The organism is Streptomyces sp. NPDC028308, assembly GCF_055565855.1.
In genome coordinates this window covers 766,375-783,003 of record NZ_JBVHTO010000001.1, presented here as the reverse complement: position 1 = coordinate 783,003, position 16,629 = coordinate 766,375, and the positions used below count along the sequence as shown (strand labels likewise).

Genomic DNA, 16,629 nt, shown 5'->3' with positions numbered 1-16,629 from the left:
CTTCGTCAACTTCCCTTCGCGTGGCGCCGGTTGAGGGTCCACGGCACGTGCGTACGGTTGCCGGAGCGAGCCGTGTCCGAGTTGTCGGCGGCCACCTCCGCACCGTCCGTGCCGGTGTCCGCGCGGTGGCGGACGTCGTCCTTGCGGCTGGGTGAGACGAGGTCCTCGAACAGGGCGCGGGCCTCCAGCATGGCCTCGCGCATCTCCTCCGTGCCGGTGGCGTTCCCGGTGGCGCCGCCACTCGCGTGCGCGGCACTGTGCACCCGCCGGTACCCATGGACGTGGTGCGCGTGGTGCACGGAGAGGGCCTCGAGCTGTTCCTCGTAGCGGCCGGTGTCGGGGTAGCCCCGCGCTCCGGCCAGTTCGCCGAGCAGGCGGTCCGCCTCGGCCACCGCTTCCCGCGGCGAGTCGACGAAGCGTTCCTGTGCGGCGGCCCAGCGCGCCGCGAACTGCTCGCGGGCGGCGGGCTCCAGGGGCTGCTGGCGCAGCGAACCGTGCCGCTTCACCCGCTCGGTGAGGTCGGCTTCGGCGGCCCGGGTGTCGCCGTCGTGCCGGGCGACGGCACGGTCGTACTCGGGCCCGAAGCGCCGCTGGAGGCTGCGCCCGCCCTGCGGCCTGCGGGCGAGGAGAGTCAGGACGACCGCGACAAGGGCCACGGCCGCCACGATCACGATCAAAGCGATGATCACGCCTGTGGACATGGGTGCCTTCCGGAGTTTTCGACCCAACGGGCCGGTTCATCGACCGGGTTGCCGCGATAACGCGCCGCAAACGGTGCCGCCCCCACGGTCACGAGAGGCCCCTCGGCCCCTCCGGAAGGCCCTCCGTCCTCGACGCCCGGCGTAAACCGCTTGCGGGCCGCGCGGGGGAGGTCGTGACAATGACCGCCATGACCCGTACGCCCGCCCCCTGGACCGTCGCTCCCGAGCCCGTCGGCTCGCCCGCCGCCACCGCGCTGTGGCGGGCCTACTACACGGAGGTCAGCGACCGCTGGTACCTGCTGCACGAGGGGCGCAGGACCGACCCCGCCGAGCTGGAACGGGAGATCGCCGCCGACACCGGGGACTCCCTCGCGCCGCCCGGCGGGGTGCTGCTGGTGGCCCGGTACGGGGGCGAGCCGGCCGGCACCGCGGGCGTGCGGCTGACGGACCCGACGACGGCCGAGCTCAAGCGGGTCTTCCTGCGCGAGGACCTGCGCGGCCGGGGCGGCGCCGCCCTGCTGGTGCGGGCGGCGGAGGACGCGGCGCGCGAGCTCGGCGCCGGGCGGATCGTGCTGGACACCCGCAGCGACCTGGTGGCGGCCCGTGCGCTGTACGCGCGCCTCGGCTACCGGGAGACGGAGCGGCACAACGACGAGGAGTACGCCGACCACTGGTTCACCAAGGAGCTGACGGGCTGACCGGCTGGGTCCGGGCCCCGTCGTCCCGATCGGGCCGGAGTCGGGGCCGGGCCGGAGTCAGGGCCGGGCCGAGGCGGACGAGGCTCACCGTCGGTCGTGGTCGAGCCGGACGGGACTCACCGTCGATCACGGCCCGCCTCGGTCCGGACGGGACTCTTCGTCGGTCACGACCCGCCCCGGTCCGGACGGGACTCACCGTCGATCACGGCCCGCCCCGGTCCGGACGGGACTCACCGTCGATCACGACCCGCCCCGGTCCGGACGGCGGAACCCAGTCCGAACGGCGGGCCCGGTCCAGGCAGCGGGCCTGTTCTCCCGGGAGGGGGTCCGGCGGTCCCGCCCGCCCGGCCGGGATCAGGCGACCGGCTTGTACGGGTGGGCCGTCGCCCCGTGCGGGCGCTCCGCGTCGGAGCCGCACAGCTCGGAGTTCAGTTCCTCGACCAGTCGGACCAGGTCGGTGGGCCGGCCGGGGCCCCACCAGTCACCGAGCGTTTCGCCCAGGGACTCCTCGCGGGCCCGGGACAGCCGCTCGGCGGCCTCGCGGCCCTCAGCGGTGAGCGTGAGCTCGACTCCCTCGCGGCGGGCGAGGCGGCGCTCCTCCAGCTGTCGGCCCGCGGCGAGCACCACGTCCAGGGGCACGGCGCTCTGGTCGGCGAGCGCCGCCGGTTCCTCCCGCCCGTGCTTCCTGATCCGCAGCAGCAGCCAGCTCGCGGCGGGCAGCAGGTCGTAGCCCGCCCGCGCGGTGATCCGCTCGTAGATCTCGCGCCGCCCCTCACGGGTGCCGAGCACCGACAGCGCGCGGCACACCTCGTCGTAAGAGGACCGTTCGACCGGGTTGCTGGCGAGCGTCTGCGTGGCGTCCGGGGCCGTGACCGAGCCCCGCAGCTTGTCCTCGCGCAGGAACCAGGCCAGCACGAAGCCGACCAGCGCGACCGGGGCGGCGTACAGGAAGACATCGGTGATCGAGGACGCGTACGCGTGCAGGACGGGGGTGCGCAGCGCGGCGGGGAGTTCGGCGATGCCCTTCGGGTCGGCCTTGAGCGTGTCCACGCTGAGACCGGCGGGCAGTTGCTGACCGCTGAGGGCCGCCGCCAGCTTGGTCCCGAGGCGGCTCGCGAAGACGGTGCCGAAGATGGCCACGCCGAATGAGGCGCCGATGGAGCGGAAGAAGGTGGCGCCGGAGGTGGCGACGCCCAGATCCTCGTACGGGACCGCGTTCTGCACGATCAGCACGAGCACCTGCATGACCAGGCCGAGGCCGAGACCGAAGACGAAGAAGTAGGCGCTCATCTCGCCGGTTCCGCTGTTCTCGTCGAGCTGGTGCAGCAGGAGCAGTCCGATGGTGGTGATCCCGGTGCCGGCGATGGGGAACACCTTCCACCGGCCGGTGCGGCTGACGATCTGGCCGGAGAGGGTGGAGGAGAGCAGCAGGCCGAGGACCATGGGCAGCAGGTGCACCCCGGACAGGGTCGGCGAGATGCCCTGGACGACCTGGAGGAACGTCGGCAGATAGGTCATCGCGCCGAACATGGCGAAGCCCACGACGAAGCTGATGACGGCGGACAGTGTGAAGGTCCGCACGCGGAACAGCTTCAGCGGCAGCACCGGTTCGGCCGCCCGGCGCTCCACGGCGACGAAGGCGACCGCCAGGACCACCGCGAGCACGGCCACTCCGATGAGCTGCGGCGAGCTCCAGCCCCACGTCGTGCCGCCCAGCGAGGCGACGAGGATCAGACAGGTCGCGACGGCGGCGATGAGCAGGGTGCCGAGGTAGTCGATGACGTGGCGGGCGGTGCGGCGCGGGATGCGCAGGGCGGTGGCGATCACGGCGAGCGCGACCACGCCGACGGGCAGGTTGATGTAGAAGACCCAGCGCCAGCTCAGGTGCTCGGTGAAGAACCCGCCGAGCAGCGGTCCGAGGACGCTGGTCGCGCCGAAGACGGCACCGAACAGCCCCTGGTACTTGCCCCGTTCGCGCGGCGAGACGATGTCGCCGACGATCGCCATGGACAGCACCATCAGCCCGCCGCCGCCGAGCCCCTGGAGGGCCCGAAAGCCGATGAGCTGCGGCATGTTCTGCGCCATGCCGCACAGCGCGGACCCGATCAGGAAGATCACGATCGCGAGCTGGAACAGCCGCTTGCGCCCGTACTGGTCGCCGAGCTTGCCCCACAGCGGCGTCGCCGCCGTCGAGGCGAGCAGATACGCGGTGACGACCCAGGAGAGGTGCTCCAGGCCGCCGAGCTCGCTGACGATGGTCGGCAGCGCGGTCGACACGATGGTCTGGTCGAGTGCGGCCAGCAGCATGCCCAGCAGCAGCGCGCCGATCGACACGAGAACGCTGCCGTGCACATGCTCCTCGGTGGGGGCGCCCCCCTTCGTCACCGCCGCGTCCGTGCCCTGTGCGTCCGCGTTCATACGGTCCTCCGTGCGCCCAGGCGTCCCGGTCACCTCCCATCGTGATCGGTGTGACCCGTTATGGCCTGTTGAGTCCTTCACGGGGCCCGGAACGGCGGGGTGCCGGGGAGATTCCGTGGAGAGCGTCTGGATACTCTCTGGAGTCCGTGAGGGGGAGGGACCACACGTGAGCGGATCGAAGGGGCACGTCTGCCCGGAGTGCGGGACGCACCGGGAGGCCGACGGGACGCCGTCCTGCGCCTGCACCCAGCGGGCCTCGGACGCCCTGCGCGACGCCCGTACGGCGGAGGCGGCCGCGGCGGAGGACTTCGACCCGCTGCGCATCCGGCCCTACGTGGAACTCGGCCAGGCCTCCCCGGGCGCGGACCCCGGCCCGGACGGGACGGCGGAACCGGCCGGTGCCGGACCCCGGTCCGACGCGCGGCCGGAGCGGCCCGCGACCCGCGCGACCCCGCTGCCTCCCGAGACGGCCGCCGAGCGGACCATGCCACTGACGGCCGCCGACGCGCCGTCGCCGGGCGAGCGCACGATGCCGCTCACCGCGGTCGGCACGCCGTCGGCCGCCGAGCGCACCCGGCCGGTGATGGCGGCGGGCACGTCGGAGCCCGCACCGGACGACATGCGGCTCTTCCAGGATCCGACGCCCGGATCGGGCACCACGCCGGGCGACGAGCCGCCCCGGCGTCGCCGCCGTACCGCGCTCCTCGTGGTGGCCGGCGCCGTCGTGGCCGTGGTGGCCGCCGCGGGGCTGGCGAGCGGGGTCCTGTCGTACGACACACCGGAGCGGGACGCCTCGCAGCCGGAGGCGGTGCGCGCGAGCGTCCCGGAGAAGTCGTCGCCGCGGGCCGAGGCGTCCCCGTCCCGCAGCGCCTCGCCCTCGCCGTCCGCCTCCGGCAGCCCCACGGAGTCGGCCGGTGCGGACGCGTCGCCCTCCGCCTCGCCGTCGAGCCCGTCGGCGACCCCGTCCCGCTCGAAGAAGCCGACGGGGACACCGACGACCGCCCGGGCCACCGGCTCGGTCCGGCCCCCGTCCGACGAGCCGGACGAGCACCGCGCCACGATCCTGCGCCGCGGCGACAGGGGCGCCGAGGTCGCCGAACTCCAGCTGCGGCTGCGCCAGCTGGCCCTCTACTACGGCGACATCAACGGCAACTTCAACGAACAGGTCGAGGACGCCGTACGGCGCTACCAGTGGGCCCGCGGGATCGGCGCCGACGAACCGGGCGTCTACGGCACGGCCACCCGCACCCGCCTGGAATCGGAGACGAGCGAGCCGTAGCGGACGGGGGTCGGGGGCGAGGGGCTGGGCTCGACGGGGCTCGGACTCGACCGGGGCAACATTCGACGGTGGCGGAGGACAACGGGGGCCGGAGTCGGACGCAGGACCGGGGACGTCGGGGGCCGGAGCCGACAGGCGCCGGGCCAGACGCAGGACCGGGGACGTCGGGGGCCGGAGTCGACAGGCGCCGGGCCAGGCGCAGGCCGGGGATTACGGGGCCCTGAGCCGACAGGCGCCGGGCTCGACGCAGGCCGGGGATTACGGGCCCCCGGACTCGACAGGTTTGGCCCCTGTCGGGAGCCGGGACAGCGGAGGCCGGACCCGACAGGCGCCGGGGACGACGGAGGCCGGGGTCCACCAGGACCCCGGCCTCCGACCTTCGCGTCAGCCGATGTGCAGCCGTATCGACCCGTCCGCGGCGGCCTCGACGCGCACCTGCGTGAGGTCGGCGACCAGGGCGTCGGGGCCGTGGACCGCGGCCCGGGGTCCGACGCCGACGACGCGCATCCCCGCGGCCTTGCCGGCCGTGATGCCCGCCCCGGAGTCCTCGAAGACCACGCAGTCCTCGGGCGCGACGCCCAGTTCGGCGGCGCCCTTGAGGAAGCCCTCGGGGTCCGGCTTGCTCGCGCCGACCGACTCGGCGGTGATCCGCAGGTCGGGCAGTCCGAGGCCGGCGGCGGCCATGCGGGCGGTGGACAGGCCCACGTCGGCGGAGGTCACGAGCGCGTGCGGGAGCCCGGCGAGGGAGGCGAGGAAGGCCGAGGCCCCCGGTACCTCGACGACGCCGTCCATGTCGGCGGTCTCCTCGGCGAGCATGCGGGCGTTGTCCGCGTGGTTCTGCTCCATGGGCCGGTGCGGCAGCAGGACGGCCATGGAGGCGTAGCCCTGGCGGCCGTGGACGACCTTCATGACCTCGTCCCCGTCGAGCCCGTGCCGGTCGGCCCAGCGTCGCCAGCAGCGCTCGACCACGGCGTCCGAGTTGACGAGGGTGCCGTCCATGTCGAGCAGGAGGGCGCGGGCGGTCAGAACGGTGGTGGCCGTCATCGGCATGCTCCAAGACGCGGGAGAGGGAGCCGTACGGGGCACCCGGGGACAAGGCGGCCCCGCCCGCCGGTCAGGGAGAACGGGCGGGGGCCACTTTGTTTCTTCACGATACAAAACAAACGGCCCCCGACGCCACCGCGCCTGACCAGCGGCTTCGCGAGGCGGTCTCGGACGAGGCCGAGACGGAGGGCCGGCGCGGGATCGGCCGGCGCGGGACCGGCCGGGGTGGGACCGGTCGGCATGGGACGACCCGGCGCGGGACGGCCCGGCGCAGGGAACGTCGGCGCGGGACCGGCCGGGGGCGAACCGCCCGCCGCACCGAGGACCGGTGCGCGGCCGACGGGCCCGGCGGGGACCGGAGCGCGGAGCGCCGGCACGGGACGGCCCGCCACGGACCCGCCCCGGCGACGCGAGGGGCGGGTCATCCCGCCACCGCCTCGTACAGGCTCCACAGGCCCAGCCCCAGCATCAGCAGGGCCGCGATCTTGGTGATGAGCGCGAGCGGCACCCGCTTCATCAGGGCCTTGCCGCCGACGATGCCGAGCCCGGCGACCGCCCACAGCGCGAGGACCGCGCCGAGGCCGACGGAGAGCGGGTCGTCGTACCGGGCGGCCAGGTTGGCCGTCATGATCTGGGTGAGGTCGCCGAACTCGGCGACCAGGATGAGCATGAAGCCCGCTCCCGAGACCTTCCAGAAGCTCTGGTTCTCGGGCTTGCGGACCTCCTCCTCGTCCTCATCCTTCTTCAGCAGCAGCACCGCGGCGCCCGCGAGGAAGAGCACACCCGTGAGCGCGTGCACGATCTGCTGCGGCAGCAGGGTCAGGACGCTGCCCGCCGCGACGGCGAGCGCCACGTGGACGGCGAAGGCGGCGGCGACGCCGGCGAAGACGTACGAGGCGCGGTAGCGCGTGCCGAGCACGAGTCCGGCGAGCGCGGTCTTGTCCGGCAGCTCGGCAAGGAAGACGACGCCGAAGACGAGCGCCGTCACGCTGAAGCTGATCAATGTTCCTCAATCGGTCGGGGCCGCCCCACCGAGAGTGCTGTGCTGCGCTGCGACACCTCGGCACGGCAGCACACGGGGGCACCCGCGCGAGGACGCGCGGGCGGTGCACTGCTTGCCGAAGGTCTCGCTGGCCGGCCTCGTGACCGAGGTCTGCCTCCGGGCGCCGGCTCAGACGAGCTGAGCAGTATGTCGACGGTCCGGCGAAGAGCTACTCCCCTTCTGAGCCGTCCATCGTACGTGACGCCCGCGCCGGCCCCCCAGGGCCATTGGTCCCGTCACGACTCTTGCTTTGTCATGTACGCGTCACTAGCTTCTCACCCGACGCACATCTGCCGGAAACGCGACGCCGCAAGCATGTGCTCGCCCGCCCCAACGGCCCCCCATCCACAGGGAGTTCGCATGCCAAAGGTCTACGCGCGTCGACGGCTGAGCATACTCGCAGCCGTCACCGGTCTGATAGCCATGGCCGGCCTTTTCAACAGCCCCACGGCCTCCGCCGCGCTGCCGACCCCGGTCAGCGCCTCCACCGCGCGGACCTACCTCGCCTCGCTCACCGTGGCGACCGAGGACCGCACCGGCTACAACCGCGACCTCTTCCCGCACTGGATCACCATCAGCGGGGCGTGCAACACCCGCGAGACGGTCCTCAAGCGCGACGGCTCCAACGTCGTCACCGACTCCGCCTGCGCGGCCACCAGCGGCAGCTGGTACTCGGTCTACGACGGCGCGACCTGGACCGCCGCCTCCGACCTGGACATCGACCACCTGGTGCCGCTCGCCGAGGCCTGGGACTCCGGCGCCGACAACTGGACCACCGCGCAGCGCCAGGCCTTCGCCAACGACCTGACCCGCCCGCAGCTCATCGCGGTCACGGACAACGTGAACCAGGCCAAGGGCGACCAGGACCCGGCCACCTGGATGCCCTCGCGCACCGCCTACGCCTGCACCTACGTGCGCGCCTGGGTCCAGGTGAAGTACTACTACAACCTCTCGGTCGACAGCGCCGAGAAGTCGAAGCTGTCCTCGGTGCTCAGCGGCTGCTCATAGCCCGCCGCTTACGGGGAACCCTGTCCTGTGCCTCCGTCGTTTCGTACCGTACGGGGCGACGGAGGAAGGTGATGGCCGTGTCGGAGCTCCTGCTGGGCCCCCTGCTCAGGTTTGTCGACGACTCGTCCGCGACCGTATGGGTCGAGACGAGCCGTCCGTGCACCGCCGAGGTGCGGTGCGCCGAGGGTCCCAAAGGAGAGGCCCGCACGTTCCAGGTAGCCGGGCACCACTACGCCCTGGTGGTGCTCACCGGCCTGGAACCGGGCTCGGAGTCGGCGTACGAACTGCTGCTGGACGGCACGCCCGTCTGGCCCCTTGCCGACTCGCCGTTCCCGCCCCCGGTCATCCGCACCCTCGACCGGGACAGCGGGGACAGCGTCCGGGTCACCTTCGGCTCCTGCCGCTGGGCCGCCCCGCCCGGGGACGAGAAGGACCCGGTGGGCCCCGACGCCCTCGACACGCTGGCGGCGCGCCTGTCCTCCTCCCCGGACGCCGAGCGGCCCGACGTGCTGCTCCTGCTGGGCGACCAGGTGTACGCGGACGAGACGTCCGAGTCCACCCGTGCCTGGATCGCCTCCCGCCGCAGCCTGGACGAGCCTCCCGGGGAGCAGATCGCGGACTACGAGGAGTACACCCGGCTCTACCACGAGTCGTGGCGGGACCCCGAGATCCGCTGGCTGCTGTCCACGGTCCCGAGCTGCATGATCTTCGACGACCACGACGTCATCGACGACTGGAACACCAGCGCGTCCTGGCTCGCCGACATCCGCGCCACGTCCTGGTGGCGCGAGCGCATCCTGGGCGGCCTGATGTCGTACTGGGTCCATCAGCACCTGGGCAACCTCTCCCCGGCCGAGCTGGACGCAGACCCGGTCTACGCCGCCGTCCGCGCCACCCCCGACGGCACGGACGCCCTGCGGGACCACGCCGCCCGCTCCGACGCCGAGCCGTCCTCCGTCCGCTGGAGCTACCGCCGCGACTTCGGCCGCGTCCGTGTCGTCATGCTCGACTCCCGGGCGGCCCGCGTCCTGGACGAGCAGCACCGCTCGATGCTGGACGAGGGCGAGGAGCGGTGGCTGCGGGAGCAGGTGCTCGACCGGCGCGACGCCTACGACCACCTGCTCATCGGCACCTCCCTGCCCTGGCTGCTCCCCCACCTGATCCACGACGCCGAGACGTGGAACGCGGGCGTGTGCCGGGGCGAGCGCGGGGCCCGCTGGGCGCGCATCGGGGAACAGGTGCGCAGGAAGGCCGACCTGGAGCACTGGGCGGCGTTCCCCGAGTCCTTCGAGGCGCTGCGGCAGCTCATCGCCGAGGCGGGGAGCGGCGAGGACGCCCCGGCGACGGTCCTGGTGCTCTCCGGCGACGTGCACCACGCCTACGTCGCCGAGCCCACGTGGCCCGGCGGCGCGGCCCCGGACGCCCGGGTCCTGCAGCTGACCTGCTCACCGGTCCACAACTCGATCCCGCTGTCGATGCGGATCGGTTTCCGCTTCGGCTGGAGCCGGACGGGGCGTGCCATCGGGCGCCTGCTGTCCCGGCACGGACGCCAGGGCCGGCCGGCGGTGGACTGGCGCCGGACGGGCGGCCCCTGGTTCGGCAACCAGCTGATGACACTGACGCTGCGGGGCCGCGCGGCGCGGCTGCGCCTGGAACAGGCTCGCGCGACCGGCGACACCGCCCGGCTGACCACGGTGGAGGAGTCCCAACTCACCCCGCAATAAGGCCATTCCGCCAGGTTGCCGGGTGCGTTGTCCCGGATGCTCGTGACGCATCCCACACCCGGCCCCGATCATCCCCTCCGGGCTCGGCCGCCGCGCCGTACGGCGGCATGATGAGGCGGACCGTCCGCTTCCGGCGGACGGTCTGCCGCCCTTGCGCCCCCCACGCCCGGGAGTCACCCCCTTGCCCGCAACACCCGCGGAAGCCGCGTCCGCCGCCGTCGCCCTGATCGGCGCGGGACCCCGCGGCACCGGCGTCCTGGAGCGCCTGTGCGCCTCCGCCCCCGAACTGCTGCCACCCGGGAGGCGGTTGACGGTCCATGTGATCGACCCGTCGCCGCCGGGACCCGGCCGGGTCTGGCGGACCACCCAGCCGTCCGAGCTGCTGATGAACACCGTCGCCTCCCAGGTCACCCTGTTCACCGACGAGAGCGTCGAGTGCGCGGGCCCGGTGCGCCCCGGGCCCAGCCTGCACGCCTGGGCCGCCGAGTCCGGCACCGAGGACGAGCTCGGTCCTGACGACTACCCGACCCGCGCCCAGTACGGCCGTTACCTCGCCTGGGTCTTCGCCCGGACGGTCCGCGCGGCCCCGGCCGGCGTCCGCGTCGAGACGCACGCCGCGCACGCCGTCCGCCTCGACGACGGCCCCGACGGCCGCCAGACGGTCACCCTCTCCGACGGCCGCTCCCTGGAGGGCCTGAGCGCGGTGGTCCTCGCCCAGGGCCATCTGCCGGTGCTGGCCGACCCCGGGCAGCGGCAGCTGAGCGCGTACGCGGAACAGCACGGGCTGCGCCACATCCCGCCCGCCAACCCGGCCGACGTCGACCTCGCGCCGCTGTCCCCCGGCAAACCGGTGCTCCTGCGCGGGCTCGGGCTCAACTTCTTCGACCACATGGCCCTGTTGACGACCGGCCGCGGCGGACGCTTCGTCCGGACGTCCCGGGGCCTGCGCTACCTGCCCTCGGGCGACGAGCCCCGCCTGTTCGCGGGCTCCCGGCGCGGCATCCCCCACCAGGCCCGCGGCGACAACGCCAAGGGCCCCTACGGCCGTCACACCCCTCTCGTCCTCACCCCGGACGTGATCTCCCGTTTCCGCAAGCGCGCGGACTCCGGCGAGGCGCCGGACTTCCTCACCGAGATATGGCCCCTGGTCGCGAAGGAGGTCGAAACGGTCTACTACGAGGGGCTGTTGAGGCTCCGGGGGGTCACCCCCGGCCGGTCCGGCTTCCGTGACCGTTTCCTGCGCGCGGAGCACGGCGGCCCCCAAGAGGCGGCGCTGCTGGCCGAGTTCGGCATCCCGGCCGCCGACCGCTGGTCCTGGGACCGGCTGTCCCGCCCGTACGCCCGGCAGTCCTTCACGGGCCCCCGCTCCTGGCGCGACTGGCTGCTGGCGCATCTGCGCGAGGACGCCGAGCAGGCCGCCCTCGGCAACGTCGACGGCCCCCTCAAGGCCGCCCTCGACGTGCTGCGCGACCTGCGCAACGAACTGCGGCTCGTCGTGGACCACGGCGGCCTCTCGGGCACGTCGCGCCGGGACCACCTGGACCGCTGGTACACCCCGCTCAACGCCTTCCTGTCCATCGGCCCGCCCCGGCGCCGGATCGAGGAGATGGCCGCGCTGATCGAGGCGGGGGTCCTGACGGTGGTGGGTCCGCGGCTGCGAGTGCGCGGCGAGGACGGCGGGTGGCTCGCCGACTCCCCCGACGTGCCGGACTCGGCCGTGCGGGCGACGACCCTGATCGAGGCGCGGCTGCCGGAACCGGATGTGCGGCGGACGGCGGACGAACTCCTCGCCCGGCTGCTGAAGACGGGCGGGTGCCGCCCGCACACCGTCGACGGCTACGAGACCGGAGGGCTGGACGTGACGCCCAGTCCGTACCACCTGATTGACAATCAGGGGCAGCCGCACGCACGGCGGTTCGCCTTCGGTGTGCCCACGGAAGGCGTGCACTGGGTGACCGCCGCCGGTGCCCGTCCAGGGGTGGATTCGGTCACGCTCTCGGACGCCGACGCGGTCGCGCGGGCGGCCCTACGTGCGGCGGCGCCCGGAACGGAGCCCCGGACGGCGGCCGAGCCATGGCCTGATGTTGAACTTGCAAGCATTGATTAGGCACACCTAACCTTGGCTCACTCGGTTCCCCCGAGACCGGTCCGTCCGCGGACCGGCCCCGACCGAAGGAGTCCCCCCACATGTCCGGACGCCTCGACAGCGCCCAGCCCTACGCCATCGGCCTCTTCCGCATCGTCGTCGGCCTGCTCTTCGCCTGCCACGGCGCCGCCTCCCTCTTCGGCGTCCTCGGCGGCGCCATGGGCGGCGGCTCCGTCCCCGCCGGCACCTGGCCGGGCTGGTACGCGGCCGTCATCCAGCTCGTCGGCGGCACCTTGGTGCTCCTCGGCCTCGGCACCCGCGCCGCGGCCTTCGTCTCCTCCGGCTCGATGGCGTACGCCTACTTCGACGTGCACCAGCCGTCGGCCCTGTGGCCCATCCAGAACGGCGGCGAGCTCTCCGTGCTGTTCTGCTGGTCCCTGCTCCTGCTGGTGTTCACCGGCTCCGGCGCCCTCGGCATCGACCGGCTCCTCAGCCGCCGTACGCCCCAGGCCGCCGAGGACGGGGCCACCGCGGACCAGACACCCGTCACGGCCTGACACCACACCGGCGCCCGTCCCGTCCCGCGGGCGCCGCCCGGCGCGCTCCGAGTCGACCCGGTGTCAGCCGTTCCCGGCCACCCAGCCGAAGGGAACCGTGAAGCACGCCAGCCGCCCGCCGCTCATCCCCGGCTCGTCGTGCACCACCACGGAGGACGCCCCGCCCTTGCGGAACCCCCAGTCGTGCTCGGCCAGCGCCTCCCCCGCTCCCCGCTCGTCGGCCGTGAAGTCCAGCCACACCTCGTTGCCCGCGTTGGCGTAGTGCGGGTCCATCGACGGCTGCACCGGGTCCTCGCGGTGCTGGTAGTGCCCGCCCGCGTCAGCGGGGTCCGCGCCGCAGGGGTTGCGGTGCACGTGGACGCCGTAGGTGTGACCGGGCCGCACGCCCGCCACCCGCAGCCGTACGGCGGTGGCGCCCCGCCCGTCGCGGCGCTGGCCCACCTCGACCCGCGCGCCCGCCGGCACGAGGTCCGTGTCGTAGGTCAGCGCCGCCGAGGACGCGAAGGCACCGGCCGGCGCGAACCGGCCGGCCGTCCGCATCCAGAAGCCGTCCGGCGCCCCCTGCACCCCGACCGGCCCGCTGTGCCCCAGCCCGCCCTGGACCGGCGCGCCGCCCGCCGCGAGGACGGTCGCCGCCAGCACCCCGGCGCATATCGCTGCCACCATCGTCAGTCCCGCTTCCTCGTCGTCACTCCACCGGATTCAGTTCGTCCGTTTCGTTCGTACGGGAAGTCCGTGCTGGACGCCGTACCGGTGGCGCACCCGGGTGAACATGATGTGGCGAACACATGCGCCCCCCGTGGATCTCCTGTCACACCTCCGGCGTACGCTGTATGGCTGTCACAGGCCGCCCTGCCGCTCCTCCCGACGTCGCGGCGTGGTCGTGCCCACGGGGGAGTCCAGGGGAGTGTTCGGTGCTTGAAAGTGTGGGGTCGCTGACCGGCAGCCCATGGATCTACGCCGTCGTGGCCATGTCCGTACTGCTCGACGTCTTCCTGCCCGTGCTCCCCAGCGGGGTCCTGGTCATCGCCGCGGCGACGGCGGCCGCCGCGGGCACCGCGACCGGCGCGGCGGTCCCGCACGACGTGCCCGACCTCCTGGCCCTCACCCTCTGCGCGGCCACCGCTTCGGTGCTGGGCGACATGGTGGCGTACCGCCTCGCCTGGCGCGGCGGCGAGCGCCTCGACCGCGCCATCGCCCGCTCCCGCCGCCTGACCAGCGCGCAGGAACGTCTCGGCGGGGCGCTCGCGCGGGGCGGCGGCATCCTGGTCGTGGTCGCCCGCTTCGCGCCGGCGGGCCGCTCGGTCGTCTCCCTGTGCGCGGGCGCCGCCCACCGGCGCGTCCGCGAGTTCCTGCCCTGGTCCATCCTGGCGGGCGTCGCCTGGACCGCGTACAGCGTCGCCCTCGGCTACTACGGCGGACAGTGGCTCGGCGCCACCTGGCTGGCGACGGCCGTCTCCTTCGGAGCGCTGTTCGCCGCCGGGGCCGGCGCGGGCTTCCTCATGCGCCGGCCGCGGGCGCAGCGCTGAGGGTGGGGGCAGGGCCGGGGGCCTTGCTGTCGGGGTGACGGCGGGACGGTGACTGGGCGCTTCCGGCTCCTGGCTTCCGGCTTCCGGCTTCCGGCTTCCGGCTTCCGGCCTCCGGCTTCCGGCTTCCGGCTTCCGGCTTCCGGCTTCCGGCCTCCGGCTTCCGGCCTCCGGCTTCCGGCTTCCGGCTTCCGGCTTCCGAGTCGATATATCGATTGGGCGGTACCGCCTCGTCACCATCGGCGGCGCGTCACGCCATCCCATCACGGCACGCGTCGGGGCGGCCCGGCGCAGGCGGCTGCGTGGCCGGGCCGGGCTGGTCGGGACGCCCCGTCAGGAGGCTGCCGAGCGGGTCGCCGACTGGCCGCGCACCTCCAGGCCGTCCAGCAACTCGGCCGTCGCCGCGGTGACGGCCTCGACGGCACGGTCGAAGACCTCGCGGTTGTGCGCGGCCGGCGCCCGGAAGCCGGACACCTTGCGGACGTACTGGAGGGCGGCGGCCCGGATGTCCTCCTCGGTCGCCTCCTCGGGGAGTACGGGCGGACGGAGTGTCTTGATGCTGCGGCACATGCGTCCAGTGTCGCGCGCGAGCCGCCGTCCCGGCCCGGGAATAGCCCTCGGTCCCCCGCCGATTGTGCAGAACATGACCACCCGAGCGGTTGCACCTCTTGCCCCCGGCGCGTCCGTACGGCGGTAGCGACTGAGATCATCCACGCCGAGGCGGCCACCGTCACGGGGCCGACCGACGAGAGGACAGAGACGCATGACGAAGAACCAGCCCCCGGAGCAGCACGGCCCCCTGCCGGGCGGGAAGCCGTTGACGGTCGCGGTACTGGGCCCCGGCGGCGTCGGCGGACTGCTGGCGGCGCTCATGGCACGGCCCGGGCACCGCGTGATCTGCCTGGCCGGTGACGAGACGGCGCGGGCGCTGCGCGACGGCGGCATCCAGGTGCGCAGCGGCACGTTCGGCGACTTCACGGCGCCGGTCGAGGCGGACACCGAGCTGCGCGAGCCGGTCGACGCCTGCCTGATCGCCGTCAAGCACACGGCGCTGGACGCGGCGCTGGACCGCGTACCGCCGCACGCCCTGGGCGAGAACGGCCTCGTCGTACCGTTCCTGAACGGTGTCGAGCACCCCGCGGCCCTGCGTGCCCGGTACGGCGACGCCCGGGTGGCGCCGGCCGTCGTCCGCGTGGAGTCGACCCGGGTGGCCCCAGGGGTGATCGAGCACGGCAGTCCCTTCGCGGAGATCGACCTGACCGGGGACGCCGTGCCGCGCGAGCGCCTCGACGCGCTCGCCGGGGCACTCGCGGCGGCCGGACCGGCGGTGCGGGTCCTGGACGACGAGGTCGCGGCGCTGTGGGCGAAGATGTCGTTCCTGGCGCCCTTCGCCCTGCTGACGACGCGGTACGGGCTGCCACTGGGCGAGGTGCGCACCGGTTACCGCGAGGAGCTGACGGCGCTGGTCGAGGAGACGGCCGCGGTCAGCCGCGCGAGCGGCGCCCCGGCGGACCCGGCACAGGCCCTCGCCCGCTACGACTCCTTCGCGCCCGGCATGCGGTCCTCCATGCAGCGCGACGCGGAGGCGGGCCGCCCGCTGGAACTCGACGCGATCGGCGGGGCGTTGCTGCGCGCGGCCGACCGGCACGGGGTGCCCGTACCGGTGACGGCCCGCCTGGTACGGGAGTTGGCGGACCGGACGCGCTGAGCGGCGTAGGCGGGGTACGGCCCCAGGATCACCGGACGCGCTGAGCGCTGGACGGGACACGGCCCCCCGCGCTCATCGACTGGCCTGCCAGACGCGGGTCTTGTGGCCTGTCAGACGCGGGTCTTGGCCAGCAGTTCGATGATCTCGGCGGTCGTGCCCGTCTCGCCCAGCCGGGGGAAGATCCGCTCGACGCTGTTGCGGTGGGCGTCGGCGTCGAGGTCCGACATGGCGTCGGTGGTGAGGGTGACGTGGTAGCCGTGCTCGTGCGCCGCCCGGGCGGTGGACTCCACGCCGATGCTGGTCGCGATGCCGGTCAGCACGATCTGCGTGATGCCGCGGCGGCGCAGCTGGAGGTCGAGGTCGGTGCCGTGGAAGGCGCCCCAGTTGCGCTTCGTCACGGTGATGTCCTCCGGGTGGCCGGCGAGTTCGTCGACGACGACGTCCCAGCCCTCCGGCAGGCCGCCGCCTCGGCGCCCCCGCTCCGTACGGCCGGGGACGGCGTCCGCTCCGTCGGCGGCCGCCGTGACACGCACCAGGACCACGGGGAGCCCGTGGGCCCGGAAGGCACCGGCGAGTTCGACGGCCCGGGCCACCACCTCGGCCCCGCCGAGAGGAGCGGTGGGAGCGGCGACGATCCCGTTCTGCAGGTCGATGACGACGAGCGCGGTACGGGGGTCGAGGGTGGTGAGAGTCATGGGGGCCCTTCGGGGGTGGCGTGAGGGGGCAGGGTGCGTGGGGGGGGCCAAGGGTGCGTGGGGGGGGGAGGAGGAACTCCTGCGGGTGAGGGCTGGAGGGTGGGGAGGCTGACGGTTGTCGCCGGGCATCCCGACCTCCCGAA

The 16,629-nt window shown here is 74.0% G+C and carries 15 protein-coding genes; 8 read left to right on the top strand and 7 right to left on the bottom strand.

Going from position 1 to position 16,629, the window contains the following annotated elements:
- Positions 1-5 precede the first annotated feature (5 nt).
- Positions 6-701, bottom strand: a complete 696-nt coding sequence (locus ACZ4VA_RS03300) for a hypothetical protein (protein WP_355792026.1) — start codon at positions 699-701, stop codon at positions 6-8.
- A gap of 188 nt (positions 702-889) precedes the next feature.
- Here ACZ4VA_RS03300 and ACZ4VA_RS03295 point away from each other — a divergent pair, with 188 nt between their 5' ends.
- On the top strand, positions 890-1,399 hold the full coding sequence (locus tag ACZ4VA_RS03295; RefSeq protein ID WP_355792029.1) for a GNAT family N-acetyltransferase: 510 nt from the start codon (positions 890-892) through the stop codon (positions 1,397-1,399).
- 354 nt (positions 1,400-1,753) lie between these two features.
- Here the strand turns inward: ACZ4VA_RS03295 and ACZ4VA_RS03290 are convergent, their stop codons facing one another.
- On the bottom strand, positions 1,754-3,817 hold the full coding sequence (locus ACZ4VA_RS03290) for a DHA2 family efflux MFS transporter permease subunit (RefSeq protein ID WP_468079464.1): 2,064 nt from the start codon (positions 3,815-3,817) through the stop codon (positions 1,754-1,756).
- A 166-nt stretch (positions 3,818-3,983) separates the two neighbouring features.
- Here ACZ4VA_RS03290 and ACZ4VA_RS03285 point away from each other — a divergent pair, with 166 nt between their 5' ends.
- The gene (locus ACZ4VA_RS03285) at positions 3,984-5,096 is read left to right on the top strand and encodes a peptidoglycan-binding domain-containing protein (protein ID WP_468079462.1); all 1,113 of its coding nucleotides are present in this window, start codon (positions 3,984-3,986) and stop codon (positions 5,094-5,096) included.
- A gap of 384 nt (positions 5,097-5,480) precedes the next feature.
- Here ACZ4VA_RS03285 and ACZ4VA_RS03280 read toward each other — a convergent pair whose 3' ends face one another.
- Both ACZ4VA_RS03280 and ACZ4VA_RS03275 read right to left on the bottom strand, forming a co-directional pair.
- Positions 5,481-6,146, bottom strand: a complete 666-nt coding sequence (locus tag ACZ4VA_RS03280; RefSeq protein ID WP_355794682.1) for an HAD family hydrolase — start codon at positions 6,144-6,146, stop codon at positions 5,481-5,483.
- 415 nt (positions 6,147-6,561) lie between these two features.
- A complete protein-coding gene (locus tag ACZ4VA_RS03275; RefSeq protein WP_356168257.1) occupies positions 6,562-7,143 on the bottom strand; it encodes a TMEM165/GDT1 family protein in 582 nt (193 codons plus the stop codon).
- Between the two features lie 399 nt (positions 7,144-7,542).
- On the opposite strand from ACZ4VA_RS03275, the gene ACZ4VA_RS03270 reads away from it, so the two are divergent.
- The 4 genes from ACZ4VA_RS03270 to ACZ4VA_RS03255 all read left to right on the top strand — a co-directional run bounded on the left by ACZ4VA_RS03270 (position 7,543) and on the right by ACZ4VA_RS03255 (position 12,557).
- Positions 7,543-8,190 (top strand): HNH endonuclease family protein, encoded by a 648-nt coding sequence (locus ACZ4VA_RS03270; RefSeq protein WP_355783763.1) that lies wholly within the window; start codon positions 7,543-7,545, stop codon positions 8,188-8,190.
- Positions 8,191-8,267: 77 nt separating this feature from the next.
- On the top strand, positions 8,268-9,914 hold the full coding sequence (locus ACZ4VA_RS03265; RefSeq protein WP_356168260.1) for an alkaline phosphatase D family protein: 1,647 nt from the start codon (positions 8,268-8,270) through the stop codon (positions 9,912-9,914).
- Positions 9,915-10,095: 181 nt separating this feature from the next.
- A complete protein-coding gene (locus ACZ4VA_RS03260) occupies positions 10,096-12,021 on the top strand; it encodes an FAD/NAD(P)-binding protein (protein ID WP_468079458.1) in 1,926 nt (641 codons plus the stop codon).
- 80 nt (positions 12,022-12,101) lie between these two features.
- Positions 12,102-12,557 carry a DoxX family protein gene (locus tag ACZ4VA_RS03255; protein WP_389389462.1) on the top strand — a complete coding sequence of 152 codons (456 nt, stop codon included), beginning with the start codon at positions 12,102-12,104 and terminating at the stop codon, positions 12,555-12,557.
- Positions 12,558-12,620: 63 nt separating this feature from the next.
- Here the strand turns inward: ACZ4VA_RS03255 and ACZ4VA_RS03250 are convergent, their stop codons facing one another.
- Entirely contained in the window at positions 12,621-13,223 is a 603-nt protein-coding gene (locus tag ACZ4VA_RS03250; RefSeq protein ID WP_355793721.1) for a superoxide dismutase family protein, read from the bottom strand.
- 248 nt (positions 13,224-13,471) lie between these two features.
- On the opposite strand from ACZ4VA_RS03250, the gene ACZ4VA_RS03245 reads away from it, so the two are divergent.
- A complete protein-coding gene (locus ACZ4VA_RS03245; RefSeq protein WP_356168269.1) occupies positions 13,472-14,086 on the top strand; it encodes a DedA family protein in 615 nt (204 codons plus the stop codon).
- Between the two features lie 330 nt (positions 14,087-14,416).
- Here the strand turns inward: ACZ4VA_RS03245 and ACZ4VA_RS03240 are convergent, their stop codons facing one another.
- Positions 14,417-14,653 (bottom strand): DUF2277 domain-containing protein, encoded by a 237-nt coding sequence (locus ACZ4VA_RS03240; protein ID WP_355796246.1) that lies wholly within the window; start codon positions 14,651-14,653, stop codon positions 14,417-14,419.
- A 193-nt stretch (positions 14,654-14,846) separates the two neighbouring features.
- Here ACZ4VA_RS03240 and ACZ4VA_RS03235 point away from each other — a divergent pair, with 193 nt between their 5' ends.
- Positions 14,847-15,791: a ketopantoate reductase family protein gene (locus tag ACZ4VA_RS03235; protein ID WP_468079454.1), complete on the top strand. Its 945-nt coding sequence runs from the start codon at positions 14,847-14,849 to the stop codon at positions 15,789-15,791.
- Positions 15,792-15,901: 110 nt separating this feature from the next.
- On the opposite strand, the gene ACZ4VA_RS03230 is transcribed toward ACZ4VA_RS03235, so the two are convergent.
- Positions 15,902-16,486: a hydrolase gene (locus tag ACZ4VA_RS03230; RefSeq protein WP_468079452.1), complete on the bottom strand. Its 585-nt coding sequence runs from the start codon at positions 16,484-16,486 to the stop codon at positions 15,902-15,904.
- Between the last annotated feature and the right edge of the window lie 143 nt (positions 16,487-16,629).